The organism is Bacillus sp. Hm123, assembly GCF_051842975.2.
Classification (GTDB): Bacteria; Bacillota; Bacilli; order Bacillales; family Domibacillaceae; genus Bacillus_CE.
The window spans coordinates 2,855,910-2,875,208 of sequence record NZ_CM200277.1 but is presented as its reverse complement, the minus strand read 5'-3'; the positions used below and the strand labels follow the sequence as shown (position 1 = coordinate 2,875,208).

The window sequence follows — 19,299 nt, the reverse complement described above, 5'->3', positions numbered from 1 at the left end:
ATGATTGAAAAAATAACATAAATTAATATATGAGCATATATTCATATAGTTGAGGGTGATTCGGATGCGATATGATGTAGTCATTATCGGCGGCGGGCAGGCCGGGCTGTCTATGGGATTTTATTTAAATAAAAGGAAGGCATCATTTGTGATTCTTGATCAGGCGCAAGAGACAGGGGCGTCTTGGAAAGCGCGATACGATTCACTGACTTTATTTACGCCGCGTGGCTACAGTTCTTTGCCGGATTTGAAGTTGCGAGGGGATCAGGAAGGGTATCCAACAAAGGATGAAATAGCCGAGTATTTATCAGCTTATACGAAAACATTCGCACTTCCTATCTGCCATAACACAACGGTGCAAAAGTTAGTTCAAGTGAAAGATGGCTTTCAAATCATCACAAATCAAGGAGACTTCTTTACGAAAACAGTCGTTGTCGCGACCGGACCGTTTCAAAAGCCTTTCATTCCAGCGTTGTCAACCTCGCTTTCTGACGATGTGTTGCAATTGCATTCTTCTCAATATAAAAATGCGACGCAATTAAATGAGGGGTCTGTGTTAGTCGTAGGCGGAGGGAATTCAGGTGCGCAAATTGCTGTTGAGCTCGCTAAGGAAAGAGAAGTGTATTTCTCGGTAGGTCATCAATTGAAGTTTCTTCCGTTACGCCTTGGTCGCAGAAGCCTTTTTCGTTGGTTGGATATATTTGGTTTTTATCGAGCGCCTGCTCATTCTAAAGTGGGAAGATTGATAAAGAAACAACCAGAACCGATTATGGGGTTAGAGTTGAAAAGAGTATTGAAACAAGAGAAGATAGTATTGAAACCGAGAACGATGGATGCCAAACAAAACCAGTTTATGTTTGCGGATGGCAGCGAAGTGAAGGTAGAAAATGTGATCTGGTCGACGGGGTTTCGCTCGGATTATCAGTGGATCGGCATTGTAGGAGTTTTAGATGCAAAGGGAACACCGCTTCATGAAAGAGGCGTTACAGCAATTGACGGGTTGTATTTTCTCGGATTGCCTTGGCAATTCAGTCGTAGCTCCGCCTTGCTTCACGGCGTAGGAGCAGATGCGCAGTACATAGATCAACATATAATAAGAAACGGATTATAAAGGAGGAAGTAACATGGGACACCATCATCATCATCATCACGGGCATGACCATCATGGACATCACCACCACCATCATCATTTTGAAGAAACGCGGGAAGGGAATAAAAAGGGTCTTATCATTGCCTTATTGATCACAGCAGGCATTATGATTTTGGAGTTTTTCGGAGGTTTATTCACGAATAGTTTAGCTCTTCTATCAGATAGCGGTCATATGTTAAGTGATACGAGCTCATTATTTTTAAGTTTAGTGGCGATCTGGTTTGCGGCACGACCTGCTTCACCAACGAAAACGTATGGATTTTATCGCTTTGAAATTTTAGCAGCGTTATTAAATGGTGTGACGTTATTTGTAATTGCTGGATTTATCGTTGTTGAAGCTTATGAACGATTTTTAGAGCCGCCAACTGTGGCAAGTGGAACGATGATGCTGATCGCTTCTGTCGGTTTGTTCGCAAACTTACTTAGTGCTTGGTCGCTGATGAGTAAGGGAGACGTGAAAAATAACGTCAATTTACGAAGTGCTTATTTACATGTGTTAGGAGATGCGCTTGGGTCTGTCGGTGCGTTAGTGGCTGGTTTACTGATGCTGCTGTTCGATTGGTACATTGCTGATCCGATTATTTCTGTTTTGGTTGCTCTTCTCATTTTAAAAAGTGCTTGGGGCGTCATTAAGCATTCCGTTCATATTTTAATGGAAGGCACACCGATCACAGTTGACCAAGCAGCAGTGAAAAAAGAATTAGAAGCGATCGCTGGTGTCGTTGATGTTCACGATCTACACATTTGGACGATCACTTCCGGTTTGGATACGTTAACTTGCCACATTTTAATTGAAGACGACGCAGACAGCCAAGCCGTTTTACAGCAAGCAATTAATAAAATTCAAGACAAATTCAAAATCGAACATACAACGATTCAAATTGAAACATCGCAAATTGAGCATGGAGAAATGAAAGTATAATGAGCAACAGCCGCTTTTCCAATTGGGGAAGGCGGCTGTTGTTTTTTTGTTTTCCAATTTTTCACTCTCATTTATGTTATTATATAACTCGAGGAGGTAATATATGGTGCTGAGATATGTAGTTATATTTTTATTAGGATTTTTATCAACATTTATTATTCCAGTAGATCCGTTTGATCAATCCAATTTAGCACTTAGTTTATTTTCTAGAATGATTTTTGCTTTATTTTTCTTATTAATTATTTGGTTATTACAAAAAACACCTTATACGAGGAGATGAAGAATTGTTTTTAAATTTATTAGTTAAATTTTAATAATTGCTAATACATCTTTACCTTCTTGATCCATACCGACTTCAAGGAAACCAAAACTAGCATAAAAGTCTTTTGCTACAGGGTTATTGGGATCATAACAGATTTCAACCTCTTCTAATCCATCTGTTTGCTTAATTTCATCAAGGGCTAGTTGCAAAGCTTTACGACCGATACCTTTGTTTTGATAATTCTGGTCTACCATAAATCTCCAGATAGATATTTTTTGTTTTGTTTCAGGCACCCACATGAAAAATCCAACAGGTTTGTCATCTAAACAAATTGCGCGTGTTTGATAAGATGGGTTGAATTTTGACTCAACAAGTGACCACATATTTTCTGCTACATAATCATACTGGTTTTCAGCTACAGATAGGTCACAAATATCCTCATAATTATTCTTATCTACGTCAATAAGGGTTATATTCATTTAATGTATTCTCCTTTTGAATTAGTTAGGAACTCACTTCCTCAAAAAAGAAAGGCATCGTCATAAAGATAATCATTCTTTCCACTTCAAAAATCCCAAGCAGCTGTGGAGATCAATCATAGCTGCTAAGTAACACGCGATACTCAAGTGCAAAGTGTATCTTCATTTATTTTAACATAATCCGAGAGAAGTCCTTTTCCTCTTGATTGAGAATTATATGGATTAAACGTAAGCTCGTAATCAAATAAAGGTGTAACAAATACGAAATTACCACTTTTCCAATTAGGAAAAACGGTAATTTTTCACTTTGAAGATAAAATGATTGCATCTCAACATACGTTCTAGTATATTAATTGATGTATCAACTATTGACGTATCAATTATTTTTTTCTAACTGGAAAGGACGGGATCAGTTGACGAATTTATGCATGAAGGAGTCGATGATTGTCTATAAATTGCATTTCCTCAATAAAGAAATGAGCTCGAAGTTTGAAGGGTGTACAGGTCTTAGTCAGTCAAAGCTTGAACTGTTGTACCAGTTGTATCAAGTCGAGGAAATGAGTCAAAAAGAGCTTCAGCAACAAATCCATATTGATAACGCCGCCATTACAAGACATTTAAAGCAACTAGAAGCGAACGACATGATCGCCAGGCGTAAAAAGCCGACTGATCACCGAGTTACGCTTGTTCACTTAACTGATCATGGACGCCATGAGATTAGCGCTTTTTTAAAGGAAAAAGAACGATTTGTCTCTTTAGTGCTGAAAGATTTTACGGAAGAAGAAATTGATCAACTGTTTGCGATGTTGAATCGCATTGAAACAAATATTAACGATATTTAATAAAAAGGGAGTATTCATCTATGATCACAACACAAAAAACAAACGACTTTACAGAAATTATGACAGGACGCCGTTCCATTCGTTACTACGATCCGTCCGTGAAAATTAGCAAAGAAGAAATGACGGAAATCTTAACAGAAGCGACGTTAGCACCATCTTCATTCAACATGCAGCCATGGCGTTTCCTTGTGATTGAAAGCGAGGAAGGAAAAGCAAAAATGGCACCACTTGCGATGTTTAACCAATCACAAGTAGAAACATCTTCAGCAGTAATTGCCTTATTCGGTGACTTAAACAACTTTGAAAATGCGGAAGAAATCTATGGGAAAACAGTGGAACTTGGCTATATGCCTCAAGAAGTGAAGGACAGCCAAATGCCACAAATGACTGCTTACTACAATTCAGTGTCAAAAGAAGTCATGAAAAACGTCGTGTTAACGGATGGAGGCCTTGTTGCGATGCAATTAATGCTTGCCGCTCGTGCTCACGGATACGACACATGCCCAATCGGCGGCTTTGAAAAAGATAAAATCGCTGAAGCGTTTGGGCTAGATAAAGACCGTTACGTACCAGTAATGTTAATTTCAATTGGGAAAGCAGCGAATAGCGGTTATCCATCCGTTCGCCTGCCAATCGAAAAAGTTGCACAGTGGAAATAAGAAAATAGCGAGCGCCGGTCACATTTTGTGGCTGGCGTTTTGTTTTTGTATATATGGTAATTAAAACATTTTTATTGTATATTTACCAAAAAGAGGAGTTGTCTAAAAGATACATAATGAAAGATTATCATAGTCATAGAGGGTGAATATATTTGAAGATAGATACGGATGCATTAGTGATGTTTTTAATAATGTGGGGAATACCGACTTTCATGGTTGTTCGAGGGTATTTAAAAATGAGTGAGGAGGAACAGCAGGAGGCGATGACGGATTTTAAATCGCCACGGTTTATTTTTACCATCGGTTTTAATGTTATCGGTGCTTTTTTGGCTACATTAGGAGGTTTGTTAAAGGTAGACGGCATGAAAATGAGCGGGTACATTTTCATAACAATTGGGATCATAGTGTCAATTGTTACAACGTGGAAAAGTAGCAAATTACGAAGTATACTCCTCCTTCTTTTGCTTTTGGTGCTTTTTTTCATAACCTACTATTTATGATCAGTTACTCGTAAGGGGCTGTTCTTCTATGCATGAAGAATAGCCCTTGTTTGTCATCAGGTACAATGAAAGTAAGTATAAAAAAACTAGAAAGCATGTTAAAAATATTTCGGGATCTGAAAGCACGTTATATCAATACCTTTTCCATTTCCATTGGAATAATACATACAAGTGCTCTCTCGATATCTTTGTTTAGAAGCTGGAACTTCAACAAACTGCAATCGTTTATAAAATTCGGTACCGATATCACTATAAAGGAAGACAAGCTGACAGTTTTCATTTTCTTCTAATTGCATGATGACTTGCTTGATTAATAAAGAAGCATACCCTTTTTGTCTCAGCTGTAGCGGTGTGGCAATGGAACCGATACCTCTAACCATTAAGTCGCCTAATGGAGGCAATTTATAGACAATAAGGGAGCTTAACAGTTCTTTCTTATCTGTATCTTCAAGCACGTACCACTGCCCTTTTTTATATTTACTAGACTCGCGACATATAGTGACGTACTTTTCAGAAGGCATATTATCTCCCCAAACGTCATAGCCCATCATATATACTTCATTCATATCTTCACTTGTTGCTGCTCTAATGATTTTCATAAATTCACTCCCAGTTTAAAAGCGACTCCGCCAATTCTTTTCTAATTTGTGTAATATGTTTCTCCATCAGCTGTTTTGCTAATTCTCCTTCTCCAGCGACGATCGCCAAGTACATTTGTTTATGTTCATCAATCGTACCTTGTAGTCGTTCCGGGTCAGCGAGTCGTTGTCTTCGTGTCGCTCGAATTGTATCTTGCATATGCTCGCTCAGTGTTTGGACCAATTGTAAAAAAATTGAGTTATGAGAGGCACGAACGATGCTTAAATGGAAATGGAGGTCAGCCTCTAATCCAAGTTCAACGTCAGTTTCAGCGACTTTCATTTTTTCGATGGCTTGGCGAATATGTTCTAAGTCTTCAGAGGTGGCTCTTTGAGAAGCCAAAAAGGCACATTCTACTTCAAGCGCTCGGCGTAACTCCAACATTTCATAGACAAGTTTATTTTCTGCGTGGACGATTGTTGTGGATAGTTCATCGCCAAGTAGTTGAAATTCGGATGTTTTCATAAAGCTTCCGCTGCCTTGTTTAATTTCAATAATTCCTTTCATCTCTAGCTTGCGTAACGCTTCTCTTACGGATGTTCGACTAACATTAAAGCGGCTAGCGAGCTCTCTTTCCGTCGGCAATTTATCTCCGGGCTGCAATTGTTCCGTTAAAAAGTATTCTTTTATTTGATCAACAATTACTTGATATGTTTTTTTCTTCGGCTGTGGAATCAAAAAATCTCCCCCTTATGTTGTATTGTAATCAATTTAGTGAAAAATTTTAATTATTGATTTTTTCAGATAATTTAGTACAATAGGAAAAAGGTTAGACCAACTTTGATTTGGTTAGACCTATAAATTAGTATATGTGACGATGGAGGAAAAGCAAATGAATATAACGAAAGAATGGATCACAGCTTTACAAGAGGCTCTTTCTGATCAGCAAGTATCTATCAATGAAACGATTTTAGAGCAACACGGGAAAGACGAATCTTATCATGCGACAAGCCTTCCCGATATCGTTGTGTTTCCGACGACGACAGAAGAAGTGAGTGCAGTCATGAATATTGCGACAGAATATGAAGTACCGGTCGTACCATTTGGCGTCGGATCGAGCTTAGAAGGGCATGTCATTCCGTATGAGCATGGGATCACGGTTGATTTCTCACAAATGAACAAAGTTTTAGAAGTGAGAGCCGAGGATTTCCTTGTTCGTGTCCAACCTGGTGTGACGCGTTCGCAATTGAATAAAGAGTTGAAAAAACATGGATTATTTTTCTCGGTTGATCCTGGAGCTGATGCCACACTCGGAGGAATGGCTGCGACGAATGCGAGCGGAACGACTTCAGTGAAATATGGGGTGATGCGTGACCAAGTGCGTGATTTAGAAGTGGTACTAGCCGATGGTACGGTGATACATACAGGGAATTTAGCGGCGAAATCGTCATCGGGCTATCATCTAAATAGTCTATTTGTCGGTTCAGAAGGGACGTTAGGCTGCTTTACGGAATTAACGCTTCGTGTGTACGGAATTCCAGAATTTATTATGGCGGCGAGAGCTTCTTTTCCAACGGTCGACGATGCGGTCGGAGCGGTCGTAGGCATTTTGCAAGCGGGGATTCCGATTGCTAGAGTCGAGCTTGTGGATGAACCATCGATGAAGCAAGCGAATCTTCATAGTGACACCTCATATAAGGAACAGCCGACGTTATTTTTAGAGTTTCACGGCAATGAAGCGGGCTTAAAGCAAGATGTAGACTTTATGAAGGAAATTGTGGCGGAGTTTCAATGCGAAGGAATCGAATTTGAAACGGACAATGCCGCTCGTGTACAACTTTGGGAAGCGCGCCATAATTTAGCTTACGCCTATGTGCATGGCTATCCAGGCAGAAAGATGATGGTTACGGATGTGTGTGTACCGATTTCTGAATTAGCAGGAGCGATTCATTATGCGAGAGAAGAGCTTGATCAGTTGGAGTTGATTGGCGGGATTGTCGGTCACGTTGGTGATGGGAATTTCCATGTGTTGTTAATGATTGATATGAATAACGAGGAAGAGAAGCAGAAAGCTGACGAATTAAATGAAAAAATCGTAATGTATGCGATTGAAAGAGGCGGTACTTGTACGGGAGAACACGGCGTTGGCATCGGCAAACAGAAATACCAAGAGAAAGAGCATGGAAAGGCGTTACTTGTGATGGAAAAAATCAAACAAGCACTCGATCCTTTGACACTATTAAATCCAAATAAAATTTTGAAAATGAAGCGATAAGAGGTGAGTGGATGAAAGTTTTAGAAGCTATCAGTAATGTCGCCGGAAAATATTTTGCTGTTTGGGTTATTTTGATTGCTTTAATCGCTTTTTTTGTTCCAGCTCCTTTTCTTGTACTTAAGGGCTATATTACGATTTTATTAGGTATAGTGATGTTTGGGATGGGGCTGACGTTAAAGGCGGTTGATTTCAAAATTGTGTTAACGAAGCCGCTGCCTGTCATCATCGGTGTATGCGCTCAATTTATGATCATGCCACTCACTGCCTTTGGGATTGCTTATTTATTGAACTTGCCAGCAGAATTAGCCGCAGGACTTGTTTTATTAGGGTCTGTCCCAGGAGGAACGGCTTCGAATGTAATGGTGTATTTGGCGAAAGGAAATGTCGCTTTATCGATTGCGATGACATCTGTTTCTACGTTGTTGGCCCCAATTGCGACGCCGTTTATTTTATTATGGCTCGCTGGTCAGTGGATGCCGGTCGATCCGATGGCGATGTTTATGTCGATCATTCAAGTGATCATTATTCCGATTGTATTGGGGATTGTTGTGAGGAAGCTTGCTCCAAGTTTTGTCGATAAAAGCATCCATATCATCCCATTAATTTCTGTTCTGGCGATTATTATCATCGTGTCGGCGGTTGTAGCAGGCAATGCGACAACGATTGCTTCGGCTGGATTGATCATCTTCATTGCGGTTATGTTGCATAATGCATTCGGTCTGATGCTCGGCTATGTGACCGCTCGTCTACTTGGTCTTGATGAAAGTAATCGTCGTGCTATTTCTATCGAAGTTGGGATGCAAAACTCTGGTCTTGGCGTCGCTTTAGCTACCGCTCACTTCGGCCCGCTAGCGGCTTTACCGAGTGTGGTCGGAGCGGTTTGGCATAATATTTCTGGTCCGATCTTGGCGACGTATTGGTCGAAAAAGCGGGTGAATACAGAGGTGGAAGTTCCGGTGCAGTTAGAGAGTATCAAGAGGTGATGATCAATCTTGTGATTTTGCCCAAGCAAAAGAGAACAGTTGCTTGGGCAAATTTTCATATTTTTAATTTCAGCACGAGAATTTTACTGTCTTCTAGAGCTTCTAAGCTATGTGCCTCTTTAGGATCTAATTGAAGTATTTGTTCTGGCTTCATTACTCGATCTTCACCTTCAATATTAAAGGTTACACATCCTTCTAGAACGGTGATTAACACTGTATACGGAGCATCATGTGTAGGGATAGAATGCCCTTTTTTAAGTTCGATCGTTAGTGCATCAAAGCTCTCGGCTTCATGTTGCTTAGTAATTTTCTTTTCTTTTAAACTCCATTGTAATTCAATAATATTCATTTGGGATCTCCACTCCATTGAAATAGTTTTTCTTTCATCGGTTTTAAAATGAGGTAATCAATTCCGATAATTAATAAGATGCTTATGACGGTCCAAGCGAACACAACATCGGTGTTAATGTTGATTCTTGCCATCGAAAGGGAGGCACCGATTCCGTCTGAGGCACCAAGCAATTCGGCCATCACTGTTGTGCGTACAGCACTACCAAATGCAATCGAGCACGCCGTAAATAAGGGAACCATTAAACTTGGGAAAATAATATCTTTCAATAATACCCATTTTGATTTTTGATATACTTTAGCCATGTCTAGTAATTGTTGATCCATTTGTCGAAAGCCGTTAGCTATGTTTAAGAAGAACGTAGGAAAAATTAAAATAGAAACGACAAAGATGGCAATGGAGGAATTCGTTCCAAACCAAACTAGAGCGAGCACGACTAAAATAATAGGTGGAATCCCCATTAGAATGGCTGTCACCGGACGAAATGCTTCATAAATCGTTTCGTTTAGGCCCGCCATAATTCCTAAACTAATAGCAATTATGGCGCCAATGGTGAAACCGATTATCATTCGAACAAGAGAGATGGACAGTTGTTCGAACAGTTGGCCTGTCCTCGTTATTTCCCAAATAGCACAAGCTGTCTCATAAGGAGAAGGAATCAAAATGCTTGGGAAAAATAACGAGATAATATACCAAGCTGTTAATAAAGCAAAAATCGATATTAGTTGGATGGATCTGCTTTTACTTTGGGTCATAGTAGAAATCATCATCCGGCAATTGCCCACCGATAATATCTGGTGAAATGGTTGCTAATTGTTCAAAGAAAAATTCAAGCTCTTCTTTCGCATCTTGTGCAGACACAAACTCCAGGTTTAATGATGGAATCAGCTTTTCAATGAATGCCGGCTCTAAACCTTCTTGGTATTTGGCGATCATTGGTGCCGCTTCATTAGGCGATGTGTTTAAAAATTCGATGGAAGAAGCAAGTTCCTTTTGCAATGTTTCTACAACTTCAGGGTGTTCTTCGATTAAAGAGTTATTAACGACGATGCCTGCTTGTGGAATCCGAGCTTCTTTCCCCGTCACTTTCGCCCATTCTTCCTGTAAATTCATTTGCTTCGTTAACTTCACGTTCGATTTTTTTGCTTTTGCTATGACAAGTGAAGCCGCATGTTCTGGTAAAATAGCATATTGTGCTTTACCAGCCGCCAATAATTGAACGACTTCTTGCGGTGCTGAAGCATATTTGATCGTAATGTCTTGATCTTTGTTGATCCCATTTTTATCTAGTAAGTATTGGAATACTAAGTCCGGCATATCAGATTTAAAAGGAACATAGACAGTTTTTCCTTTTAAATCCTCCCAACTAAATGTTTCTCCATCTGGGCCAATAAAGTGTAACAATCCCCAAACTAACGTATTAATTAGTTTGATATCCATCCCTTTGTTATAAAGGTTCGCTCCTACATAACTTGGTACAGCAGATACTTGCACTTCGTTACTCGTAATACGTGCACGTAATTCATCTGGTGTGTTCCATGGTTGGTACTTCACTTCATCTACTACTTCAGATAGTGATTGATCGTCTAAAATTTTGTAAAGTGGCGAGGCAATTGAAATACCTGAAGGGGCTTGAATCGACAATGCGTCTAGTTTCTCAGTCGCTTTTTCAGCTTCTTTTTCAGTTTCTGTTTGTTCTACTTTCTTTTCATTGCTACACGCGACTAAAATGATTGAAATGACCGTCAGCAATAACAATTTCCAATATTTCATCTAGGTGTTCCTTCTTTCCAATAATTGAATTTGTACATCGGTGATATATTTTGGACTTCGTTCAGAGCGCTCCGTCGTCAGTAACAGCTCATCATATATTCCTTGATTGGCCTGGGTAATATCGATAATTCGATCCGCAATTTTTGCCGCTTCTTCATAATCATGTGTCACGTAAACGACACTAGTTTGGTGCTGCTCAATTAATTGGCAAAAATCATCGAGCAATCTTTGCTTCATTTGATAATCTAATGCACTAAAAGGTTCATCCATTAACAGCAATTTAGGCTCTTTAATAAATGCACGTGCTAATGAGACTCGTTGCTTCATACCACCGGATAATTGTCTAGGATAAACATTTCGTTCTTCGTACAATTGTACTTTTTCTAGCATCGCTTCTACTTTCGATGAATCGACCTTTTCATTTAAACTAAACGCCACATTGTCAAAGACGTTTTTCCAAGGTAATAATCTCGGTTCTTGAAATACGTAGGAAATTTCATCAGTCAAAATAGAAACCTTGCCAAACGTAGGTTGAATAATGTTTGAGATTACATTTAGAATAGATGTTTTTCCGATTCCAGATGGTCCAACGAGTACAACTACTTCGCCAAGGGCCAAACATAAATCAAATTGTTCACAAACTTTTTTCCCTTTGTACTCGATGGCAATTTGTTCAAGCTCTACAACTGTTGCAGTCATTTACAAGCCACTACTGTAATATGGCCAAAGTGTGTGCGGGCATCATCAAATTGCTCAATTAATTCTCGGAAATACTTTTCATCTTCTTCGTTTTGTTGAGCGTTTTGAATGATTGTCATTAGCCCATCAAACCCTTCATCATGAACGAGTCCTTTAAGCGATAATAAATGTAATTCACCCGTATTTATTTGTTGAATAGCGAACCCTTCTTGTTCAAAAAGCTGTTGCCATACTGTGCGTGTTTTTGGTTGAGCTCTTACCATGATAAGGCTTCTTAATTCATCGAGTTCGGTTGTCACTTGTTGCTCGTCTTTGATTAGTAAATCATGTGTCGCTAAGATCCCACCTGACTTTAATACACGATAATATTCCTTTAACGCTTGTTGTTTCATTTCATCTGGAAGCATAGTTAACATCGCTTCATTTAAAACGATATCAAAGGTTTCATCTTCAAATGGCAGTTGTAAAGCGTTACCATGCTGGATATGAATAAGGTGCTCTAGTTCGTGCTGTTGAATATTTTGTTGAGCTTTATTGACAGCTTCTTTGTTAATATCAATTCCTTTGACAGTTGCTCCATATGTTTTGGCAATATGAATGGCTGTGGTTCCCATATTCGGCGCTACTTCTAATACTTTAGATTCAGCGGTAATCGAACAAGCGTTTAAGATTTGATGAGTTGCTGCTTTTCCTCCTGGTCGTAATACGGTTTTACCGAGACCGGCTAAAAATAAATGCGCAGGTTTTTTTGAGGATGAATTCATAAAAAGACTCCTTTTTCGCTTTTTCTTTATATTAATTGAAAATGATTATCATTGTAATTGATCTACGTCACATTTCGAAGCAAAAAATAAAAAACAACTAGAGGATATCTAGTCGTTGTTCGCCATCATTCAGCCTGATATTTTTTCACCTAGAGCTTCTTTGTTGACAATTTCAATGTTTCTTCCCTTTACTACAATAGATCTGTCCTTTTGAAATTCAGTTAATTTCCGGCTGATTGTTTCCCTTGATGTTCCTAATACGGAGGCTAGGTCTTTTTTTGCGATGGTGATGACGGGTGCGCGTTCGAGTAAAAAGTGCGCAAGACGGGTTGTGACGTCATCATGACAAATAGAGACAAAGCGTCTTTCTACTTCATCCATGCGTGCTGTTACTGATTCCATCATTTTTAAAAGGGTTAACGGACTTTCGGCTAATAGATCTTTCAATTTATTGCCATCGAGTGCACAAATTTTTGTCGGTTGTGTCGCTTCGACTGTATATGAAATAGAATCATGTTGAAAGAGCGTTTCATCACCTCAGAAATCCCCGCTTTGTAAAAAGCGTAATACCGTCTCCTTTCCATCTTTAGAAGTGACACTTACTTTGGCGTGACCTTCATGAACGATAAATAATTTTTTATCTTTTGAACCAGCTAGAATAATATAATCATTCGTATCATATTCATACCGTGTAATGATGCTAGATACATGCTTCATTTCATCTTCTGTTAAATGTTGAAAAATCGGCACTTTTGAAAAACAATACGTTTTTTTCATAATTCGTTCCCCTTAAAAATTGATTTGCGTCACAGACTAAAATTATATGTTATTATTAATATTAACATTTAGTGATAATCATTATCAATAGGGGGTGTTGAAGTTGGCTAAATCAATTGATTATGAAAAAATTCCTGGGCACTGGTTATTAGCGAGTTTGGGAAAAACAGTATTAAGACCTGGTGGCATTCAAATGACTCGAAGAATGTTAGAAGCACTTCATATTACAACAGCTGATACAGTAGTAGAATTTGCTCCTGGCCTTGGACTGACGGCTAAACTAGCTTTAGCACAAAATCCATCCGCTTACTTTGCGATTGAAAAAGATCAACAAGCTGCTCAAAAAGTAACAAAGTTATTAACGAAAGCCAATCAAGAAGTTATTTTAGGAACGGCGGAGAAAACAGGTCTCGATGATAACGTAGCGACCGTTGTTTATGGGGAAGCGATGTTAACGATGCAATCGCCTATCCAAAAAGATCGAATTATTGAAGAAGCAGGGCGTATTTTACAGCCGGGAGGTCTATATGCCATTCATGAAATGGCGTTAGCTCCCGCAGATTTACCTGATGAAAAACGACAAGTCATTCGTAAAGATTTAATCGAGGCGATTAAAGTAAATGCCACTCCATTAACAGTGGAAGAGTGGAAAACGTTGCTTACTAGCCATGGCTTTGACATTCAACATTGCCACCTGACACCGATGCATTTATTAAAGCCAAAACGTCTCATCGAGGATGAAGGAGTGCAAGGTGTTGCGAAAATCGGTTTCAATATTGCACGCCATCGGACAGCACGTCGTCGTGTCCTAAAAATGAGAAATACATTCATAAAGCACCAGCAACATCTTCAAGGGATTTGTCTCGTAGCTAAAAAACGATAATAAAAAAGCTATTGACAATCATTATCACTACGGTTATTATTTCTAATAGATAATGAAAATTATTATCAATTAGAAAAGTGGTGGCTCGATTGAAAAAAATACTTATACCCGTTTTTATCTCCGTCGTCGTTGGGTTGTGCTTTTATGATATTGTAACTGAAAAATTTTATGGAGATCGAGCCACTAGTATTATGATCTTAATTATTATGATCATGCTTCCAGTATTAAATATAATGGAAAGAAAAAAAGCGTAGCTTCCTTATGTAGGAAGCTTTTTTTCATATCTCCGAACGAAACGAGCATACTAGTCGTAGGAGGTGATTCGTGTGGGCAATCCGAAAAGAAACAGCAAGGATTTCGCGCCGAACCAACTAGGCAAACAGCAAAAGGCAGCCGGCGGAAATAAAGGACAAAAGATGCAAGATAAATCTGGAAAACAGCCAGATGTCATCAATGGATCATGATACTTACTTGGAGGGAATTCGATGAGCCACTCAAATGAGCAGCAAATGAAAAAAAATACAGCCAAAAATATTGCCGCAGCGAACGAGCGTGCAGCGAAAGTCGCCAAGATGCAACAAATGATGAATAACACGATGGACAATATCCACGAGGCAAACGAGTCACTCGATCACGCGGAAAGCGCAGCGCAAATCGAGAAAATCAAAGCGAATAATGAAAGACGCCAAGAAAGTATCGAAGGATTTAAACGAGAGATTGCGGAAGAACAATCTTTCTTATAATTTTCAATTCCCACTGCTCAGCGGTGGGGGTTTTTGTTTGTTTGAAACTTTTCATATAGATGGTACGTATAGGAAGGAAAAGGGGGGAGCGGTGATGGCTCGTTGTCAAAACTGTCAACACAAATGGAAAAGGCGAGAAGTCCTGCGAGTAGGCTTTTCAAAAAACGGCCTCGCTTGTCCGTATTGCGGGACGAAACAATATGTGTCGGAAAAAACGACTAATTGGCTTACGTTAACGTATTGGAGTCCGCTGTTTTTGCTTATGATATTATTGCCGTCGTTTGTGGAGTTAAGTAGCGAGGAGAAACCGTATTGGTGGTAACTTTTTGACCTTGCGAGCGATTTCTTCGATGTTCTATCTGTTTCTTTGACCTTGCGAGCGATTTCTTCGATGTTCTATCTGTTTCTTTGACCTTGCGAGCGATTTCTTCGATGTTCTATCTGTTTCTTTGACCTTGCGAGCGATTTCTTCGATGTTCTATCTGTTTCTTTGACCTTGCGAGCGATTTCTTCGATGTTCTATCTGTTTCTTTGACCTTGCGAGCGATTTCTTCGATGTTCTATCTGTTTCTTTGACCTTGCGAGCGATTTCTTCGATGTTCTATCTGTTTCTTTGACCTTGCGAGCGATTTCTTCGCCTTTCTATCCATTTCTTTAACCTTACGAACAGTTTCTTCAACTTTTCTGGATACCCCATCCCTTCGCTTTCTATCCAGACAGGACCGTCTCATAAATCAGTGAGACGTTTTTTTCTGTTGACATATCTGTTTATACTGTTTATGTTTAGTATATACAGTATAAACAGATTGAAAAGGAGGGAGAGGGCAGTGTTCAAATCTGCCTGAATCAAATGGAGCATATTTTAGAGGTGCAGCATGTATCAAAAACATTTAAAAATTTCTATTTAGACGATGTTAGTTTATCGATAAGGAAAGGCTTTATTATGGGATTTATCGGTCCGAATGGGGCGGGAAAATCAACATTGATTAAGTGCATGATGGACTTTATTCCTTATGAGCAAGGAACGATTAAACTGTTCGGCAAAACACATGAGGAAGCAACGAGGGAGATTAAAGATCGCATCGGTTTTGTCGCGGATGAAAATATTTATTTTGATCATTTAACGATTGAAGCGAATAAAAAATTAGTCGCCCCGTTTTACTCGCAGTGGAGTGATTCAAGCTTTTACGCGTATTTAGATAAATTCGGATTAAATCGCAAGCAAAAGGTGAAGAGCTTATCGAAAGGGATGAAAATGAAAATGGCGTTAGCCTTTGCTTTATCGCATGAAGCGGAATTGATTATTATGGATGAGCCAACAGCAGGGCTCGATCCCGTGTTTCGTCGCGAGCTTTTAGATATTTTGCTTGAAGTGATTCAAGACGAAAACAAAGCGATCTTTTTCTCGACCCATATTACGACGGATCTTGAGAGTATTGCTGATTATATTGCGATGATTAATAACGGGCGTATCGTCTTTAGTAAAGAAAAGGATGAGCTGCTTGATCATTTTCAAATCGTGAAAGGCCCGACGGAAATAGTCGATGAGGTAAAATCCCATTTGATTCATGTTAGAAAAACAGCTGTTGGTTTTGAAGCGTTAACAGAAAAAGGAGCATTATTGCGCGAACAGTATGGAGATCATTTTTCATTTGAAAAGCCGACGCTCGATCAAATAATGTACTTTTTTGTGAAGGAGAAGGCGCAATGATTCAACTTGTCATTCGAGAATTGAAGCTTATTCAACCGATTATTTACATTATGTATTCAGCGGTGGCACTCGTATTAGTGCGGTTGGCGACGACGGATGGGTACACGAATATGGGAGCGATTTTGTATGTGTTTATGGTTTCTTTCTTTTGTGTTACCTCTATTAGTCAAGTAGATCGGGGACAACCGAGTAGTCGTTTTTTAGCACAGTCTTTGCCGATGTGGAGAAAACAACTAGTAGGCGCGCGTTTTTTAGTGAGTATTCCAGTGCTTATAATTAGTTTCAGCATTTATCTCATTATTGCGGCTGTAATATCTTTTGTCGATGTTGGAATCGCTGCATCATTGCCCGGGTGGAGAGATATCGTTGCCATTTGTATGTTTCACTTTGTCGCTAGTTCGATTTATCATGTGATGTATTATCGATTTAGTTATTATGTTAGTAGCGCTTTCGCGATATTTATCATTATTTTTTCTTGCAGTTTTATGTTTAGTGTTTTAGCGGGGACTGGTCTAATGGAAGAGAGAGGCTATTGGTTTAGCCAGCCATTGCCGCTATTAGGCATGTTAACGCTGACGGGGCTAATTACTGGCGGCAGTTATTTATTGTGTGTTCGATTGTATGAGAAGCATCGCTTTTAACGAGGAAAGGAGGGGATGGGATGTCTTTGCATATTCGCATTACGAACAGCGGAGATGAGCCGATCTATGCACAGATTCAGCGGCAAATTAAAGAGCATATTTTGCGCGGGGAGCTGCAAGAAAAGATGGCACTGCCGTCGATTCGGAAACTAGCCAAAGAGTTGCAAATTAGTGTGATTACGACGAAAAAAGCGTATGAGGAGCTAGAGCGAGAAGGATTTATTGAAACGTATCCTGGTAAAGGCTCTTACGTATCTGCGCAAAATCCGGAATTGTTAAAGGAGAAGCAATTGAAGATTATAGAAGACCAGTTGACGGAAGTCGCCAAGCAAAGCAAAGCTTTTCAAATTTCTCTTTCTGAACTGACAGAGATGCTGTCACTTATTTACAAGGAGGAATGACTAGTGATAAGACATTTAATGAAGCTCAACGTTCAAAGCATGAATCGACTATTATTATTTATGACACCATTCATTTTTTTATCAACAATAACAGCTAATCATTCCTATCAGTTTATCGTATTTGTCTTTGCGGTTTCTGGTTATTATGTGATGATTTCTAATTTGCCGAATAAGGAAAATCCCGATAGTTCGCTTCTCATTCATACGTTGCCAGTCACTCGCACACAAATTGTCGTTGCAAAATATATCGGAGGCTTAAAGTGGTTTCTAATTGCGTTCATCATTTATCTTATTGTTGCCGGAGGACTCGGTGGCTTCATCGCTCCTGTTCCTAAATGGCAAGAGGTCATCATCGTGTTGAGTATGCTCCTAGGCGTGATGAGCATTTTTTATCTTTTTAGGCGAGAAGACTCCCACCTCAAGGAATGTGTAGGGCGATAGCCCAATGAGTAGGTGGGGGATGAATCGCCTTCGGACAAGGGATGGCTATTTGCCATCTCGATTGTCCGACTGTTCGAGAGCCACTTGTAGCAAATGGAAAATAGTTTGGGTGCGAGTTCCAAACCCTTTTTGCTCTTTGTAGGCATCTACCCTCTCTAAAAGAACTTTAGGAAATCGTAATACAACTGATTGTTTTTCCATATTTTCACCCCTAAACGATATACAAATAACATCTTAATTGGTATAATATGTACATCATAACATAATGGATGAGGAGGTGAAACTCATGATCGTTCATAAAGCCTATAAGTTTCGTATCTATCCGACAGAAAAACAAGCGATTCTGATCAACAAAACCATTGGCTCTAGTCGATTTGTATTTAATCATTTCTTGTCGCTTTGGAATGATACTTACAAACAAACAGGAAAAGGTCTGTCTTTCAACAAATGTTCGAAACAACTCACACAACTGAAGAAAGAAATTGTGTGGCTGAAAGAACCAGACAGTATTGCTTTGCAGTCTTCTCTAGAAAACCTCTCAGATGCGTTTGACCGCTTTTTCAACAAACAAAATGACGCTCCTCGTTTTAAGTCCAAAAAAAACAAAGTTCAGTCCTATAAAACGAAACACACAAACGGGAACATCGCCATTGTCGAACATACAATTAAATTACCTAAACTCGGATTTGTTAAATTTGCCAAAAGCAGAGAAATAGAAGGTAGGATTTTAAATGTAACAATCAGACGGAATCCAAGCCGAAAGTATTTTGTATCCATTCTTACAGAAACAGAAGTGAAAGAATTACCTAAGACAAACTCTTCTGTTGGAGTGGATGTAGGGTTAAGTGATTTTGCAATATTAAGTAATGGGCAAAAGTTTCATAATCCAAAATTCTTCCGCGCATTGGAGCAAAAACTAGCTAAAGCCCAGCAGATCATGAGTAGACGAACAAAAGGCGGTTCTAATTGGAACAAGGCCAGAGTTAAAGTAGCTCGTATTCATGAAAAAATCACCAACGCAAGAAAAGACTATTTAGACAAAATCTCTACCTATATTGTCAAAAACCACGACATTGTAGGCATAGAAGATTTGCAAGTGTCAAATATGCTAAAAAACGAAAAGCTATCGAAAGCCATTAGCGAAGCATCGTGGTCGCAATTTCGAGAAATGCTTGAATATAAGGCGAAATGGTATGGAAAGCAAATCGTTGTCGTATCCAAAACATTTGCGAGTTCTCAACTATGTTCTTTTTGTGGTCATCAGCATAAAGAAGTGAAAAGTCTCGCCTTACGTCAATGGACTTGTCCTTCTTGCGGCACAGACCATGACCGGGATATCAATGCAGCTACAAATCTTAAAAAGGAAGCATTAAGGCTAATAAATTGAAATAGACTGTCGGAGGCGTAAGCCGCTTGGACGACCTAACCGCAGGAACTGCGGAGGAAAGCCTGCTCAATAACTGGTG

Annotated in this window: 28 protein-coding genes; 17 read left to right on the top strand and 11 right to left on the bottom strand. The window is 39.3% G+C overall.

Annotation, left to right across the window (positions count from 1 at the left end; all coding sequences use genetic code 11):
• Positions 1–64: 64 nt before the first annotated feature.
• The 3 genes from ACSVDJ_RS15160 (at position 65) to ACSVDJ_RS15150 (ending at position 2,352) form a co-directional block, all read left to right on the top strand.
• Positions 65–1,111 carry a flavin-containing monooxygenase gene (locus tag ACSVDJ_RS15160; RefSeq protein ID WP_439166936.1) on the top strand — a complete coding sequence of 349 codons (1,047 nt, stop codon included), beginning with the start codon at positions 65–67 and terminating at the stop codon, positions 1,109–1,111.
• 13 nt (positions 1,112–1,124) lie between these two features.
• On the top strand, positions 1,125–2,072 hold the full coding sequence (locus ACSVDJ_RS15155; RefSeq protein WP_439166934.1) for a cation diffusion facilitator family transporter: 948 nt from the start codon (positions 1,125–1,127) through the stop codon (positions 2,070–2,072).
• A gap of 103 nt (positions 2,073–2,175) precedes the next feature.
• Positions 2,176–2,352, top strand: a complete 177-nt coding sequence (locus tag ACSVDJ_RS15150; RefSeq protein ID WP_439166933.1) for a hypothetical protein — start codon at positions 2,176–2,178, stop codon at positions 2,350–2,352.
• A 23-nt stretch (positions 2,353–2,375) separates the two neighbouring features.
• Here ACSVDJ_RS15150 and ACSVDJ_RS15145 read toward each other — a convergent pair whose 3' ends face one another.
• Positions 2,376–2,813, bottom strand: coding sequence for a GNAT family N-acetyltransferase (locus ACSVDJ_RS15145; RefSeq protein WP_439166932.1), 438 nt, complete (start codon positions 2,811–2,813; stop codon positions 2,376–2,378).
• 413 nt (positions 2,814–3,226) lie between these two features.
• On the opposite strand from ACSVDJ_RS15145, the gene ACSVDJ_RS15140 reads away from it, so the two are divergent.
• Entirely contained in the window at positions 3,227–3,655 is a 429-nt protein-coding gene (locus tag ACSVDJ_RS15140) for a MarR family winged helix-turn-helix transcriptional regulator (protein WP_439167876.1), read from the top strand.
• A 20-nt stretch (positions 3,656–3,675) separates the two neighbouring features.
• A complete protein-coding gene (locus tag ACSVDJ_RS15135; protein ID WP_439166930.1) occupies positions 3,676–4,314 on the top strand; it encodes a nitroreductase family protein in 639 nt (212 codons plus the stop codon).
• A 598-nt stretch (positions 4,315–4,912) separates the two neighbouring features.
• Here ACSVDJ_RS15135 and ACSVDJ_RS15130 read toward each other — a convergent pair.
• Complete coding sequence (locus ACSVDJ_RS15130; RefSeq protein WP_439166929.1) at positions 4,913–5,413, bottom strand: GNAT family N-acetyltransferase; 501 nt, start codon at positions 5,411–5,413, stop codon at positions 4,913–4,915.
• Positions 5,414–5,417: 4 nt separating this feature from the next.
• Positions 5,418–6,131, bottom strand: a complete 714-nt coding sequence (locus ACSVDJ_RS15125; protein WP_439166927.1) for a FadR/GntR family transcriptional regulator — start codon at positions 6,129–6,131, stop codon at positions 5,418–5,420.
• A gap of 154 nt (positions 6,132–6,285) precedes the next feature.
• Between ACSVDJ_RS15125 and ACSVDJ_RS15120 the strand changes: the two genes are divergently transcribed.
• Entirely contained in the window at positions 6,286–7,668 is a 1,383-nt protein-coding gene (locus ACSVDJ_RS15120; protein WP_439166926.1) for an FAD-binding oxidoreductase, read from the top strand.
• Between the two features lie 11 nt (positions 7,669–7,679).
• On the top strand, positions 7,680–8,651 hold the full coding sequence (locus ACSVDJ_RS15115; protein ID WP_439166925.1) for a bile acid:sodium symporter family protein: 972 nt from the start codon (positions 7,680–7,682) through the stop codon (positions 8,649–8,651).
• Positions 8,652–8,706: 55 nt separating this feature from the next.
• Here ACSVDJ_RS15115 and ACSVDJ_RS15110 read toward each other — a convergent pair whose 3' ends face one another.
• The 7 genes from ACSVDJ_RS15110 to ACSVDJ_RS15080 form a co-directional block, all read right to left on the bottom strand.
• Positions 8,707–9,018 carry a cupin domain-containing protein gene (locus tag ACSVDJ_RS15110; protein WP_518619237.1) on the bottom strand — a complete coding sequence of 104 codons (312 nt, stop codon included), beginning with the start codon at positions 9,016–9,018 and terminating at the stop codon, positions 8,707–8,709.
• A complete protein-coding gene (locus ACSVDJ_RS15105; protein ID WP_439166923.1) occupies positions 8,997–9,755 on the bottom strand; it encodes an ABC transporter permease in 759 nt (252 codons plus the stop codon). The genes ACSVDJ_RS15110 and ACSVDJ_RS15105 overlap by 22 nt, the downstream gene beginning before the upstream one ends.
• Complete coding sequence (locus tag ACSVDJ_RS15100; protein WP_439166920.1) at positions 9,742–10,773, bottom strand: ABC transporter substrate-binding protein; 1,032 nt, start codon at positions 10,771–10,773, stop codon at positions 9,742–9,744. Before ACSVDJ_RS15100 ends, ACSVDJ_RS15105 begins: the two co-directional genes overlap by 14 nt.
• Positions 10,774–11,472: an ABC transporter ATP-binding protein gene (locus tag ACSVDJ_RS15095; RefSeq protein WP_439166919.1), complete on the bottom strand. Its 699-nt coding sequence runs from the start codon at positions 11,470–11,472 to the stop codon at positions 10,774–10,776. It lies immediately after the preceding gene.
• On the bottom strand, positions 11,469–12,236 hold the full coding sequence (locus tag ACSVDJ_RS15090; protein WP_439166918.1) for a class I SAM-dependent methyltransferase: 768 nt from the start codon (positions 12,234–12,236) through the stop codon (positions 11,469–11,471). The genes ACSVDJ_RS15095 and ACSVDJ_RS15090 overlap by 4 nt, the downstream gene beginning before the upstream one ends.
• 129 nt (positions 12,237–12,365) lie before the next feature.
• The gene (locus ACSVDJ_RS15085; RefSeq protein ID WP_439166916.1) at positions 12,366–12,683 is read right to left on the bottom strand and encodes a Crp/Fnr family transcriptional regulator; all 318 of its coding nucleotides are present in this window, start codon (positions 12,681–12,683) and stop codon (positions 12,366–12,368) included.
• A gap of 90 nt (positions 12,684–12,773) precedes the next feature.
• Positions 12,774–13,013: a Crp/Fnr family transcriptional regulator gene (locus ACSVDJ_RS15080; protein ID WP_439166914.1), complete on the bottom strand. Its 240-nt coding sequence runs from the start codon at positions 13,011–13,013 to the stop codon at positions 12,774–12,776.
• Positions 13,014–13,116: 103 nt separating this feature from the next.
• Here ACSVDJ_RS15080 and ACSVDJ_RS15075 point away from each other — a divergent pair, with 103 nt between their 5' ends.
• The 9 genes from ACSVDJ_RS15075 to ACSVDJ_RS15035 all read left to right on the top strand — a co-directional run bounded on the left by ACSVDJ_RS15075 (position 13,117) and on the right by ACSVDJ_RS15035 (position 17,833).
• Complete coding sequence (locus ACSVDJ_RS15075; RefSeq protein WP_439166913.1) at positions 13,117–13,896, top strand: class I SAM-dependent methyltransferase; 780 nt, start codon at positions 13,117–13,119, stop codon at positions 13,894–13,896.
• 89 nt (positions 13,897–13,985) lie between these two features.
• Entirely contained in the window at positions 13,986–14,150 is a 165-nt protein-coding gene (locus ACSVDJ_RS15070; RefSeq protein WP_518619229.1) for a hypothetical protein, read from the top strand.
• 72 nt (positions 14,151–14,222) lie between these two features.
• Positions 14,223–14,360 (top strand): acid-soluble spore protein N, encoded by a 138-nt coding sequence (locus ACSVDJ_RS15065; RefSeq protein ID WP_439166912.1) that lies wholly within the window; start codon positions 14,223–14,225, stop codon positions 14,358–14,360.
• 21 nt (positions 14,361–14,381) lie between these two features.
• Positions 14,382–14,639, top strand: a complete 258-nt coding sequence (locus tag ACSVDJ_RS15060) for a small acid-soluble spore protein Tlp (protein WP_439166910.1) — start codon at positions 14,382–14,384, stop codon at positions 14,637–14,639.
• A 94-nt stretch (positions 14,640–14,733) separates the two neighbouring features.
• Positions 14,734–14,961, top strand: a complete 228-nt coding sequence (locus ACSVDJ_RS15055; RefSeq protein WP_518619225.1) for a TIGR04104 family putative zinc finger protein — start codon at positions 14,734–14,736, stop codon at positions 14,959–14,961.
• A 528-nt stretch (positions 14,962–15,489) separates the two neighbouring features.
• Positions 15,490–16,350: an ABC transporter ATP-binding protein gene (locus ACSVDJ_RS15050; RefSeq protein WP_439166887.1), complete on the top strand. Its 861-nt coding sequence runs from the start codon at positions 15,490–15,492 to the stop codon at positions 16,348–16,350.
• Positions 16,347–16,991: an ABC-2 transporter permease gene (locus ACSVDJ_RS15045; protein ID WP_439166885.1), complete on the top strand. Its 645-nt coding sequence runs from the start codon at positions 16,347–16,349 to the stop codon at positions 16,989–16,991. The genes ACSVDJ_RS15050 and ACSVDJ_RS15045 overlap by 4 nt, the downstream gene beginning before the upstream one ends.
• 26 nt (positions 16,992–17,017) lie before the next feature.
• A complete protein-coding gene (locus ACSVDJ_RS15040; RefSeq protein ID WP_439166905.1) occupies positions 17,018–17,392 on the top strand; it encodes a GntR family transcriptional regulator in 375 nt (124 codons plus the stop codon).
• 3 nt (positions 17,393–17,395) lie between these two features.
• Positions 17,396–17,833 carry an ABC-2 transporter permease gene (locus ACSVDJ_RS15035; protein ID WP_439166884.1) on the top strand — a complete coding sequence of 146 codons (438 nt, stop codon included), beginning with the start codon at positions 17,396–17,398 and terminating at the stop codon, positions 17,831–17,833.
• Positions 17,834–17,878: 45 nt separating this feature from the next.
• Here ACSVDJ_RS15035 and ACSVDJ_RS15030 read toward each other — a convergent pair whose 3' ends face one another.
• Positions 17,879–18,034, bottom strand: coding sequence for a hypothetical protein (locus ACSVDJ_RS15030; protein WP_176450943.1), 156 nt, complete (start codon positions 18,032–18,034; stop codon positions 17,879–17,881).
• Positions 18,035–18,119: 85 nt separating this feature from the next.
• Between ACSVDJ_RS15030 and tnpB the strand changes: the two genes are divergently transcribed.
• The gene (gene tnpB / locus ACSVDJ_RS15025; RefSeq protein ID WP_439166882.1) at positions 18,120–19,220 is read left to right on the top strand and encodes an IS200/IS605 family element RNA-guided endonuclease TnpB; all 1,101 of its coding nucleotides are present in this window, start codon (positions 18,120–18,122) and stop codon (positions 19,218–19,220) included.
• Positions 19,221–19,299: the final 79 nt, after the last annotated feature.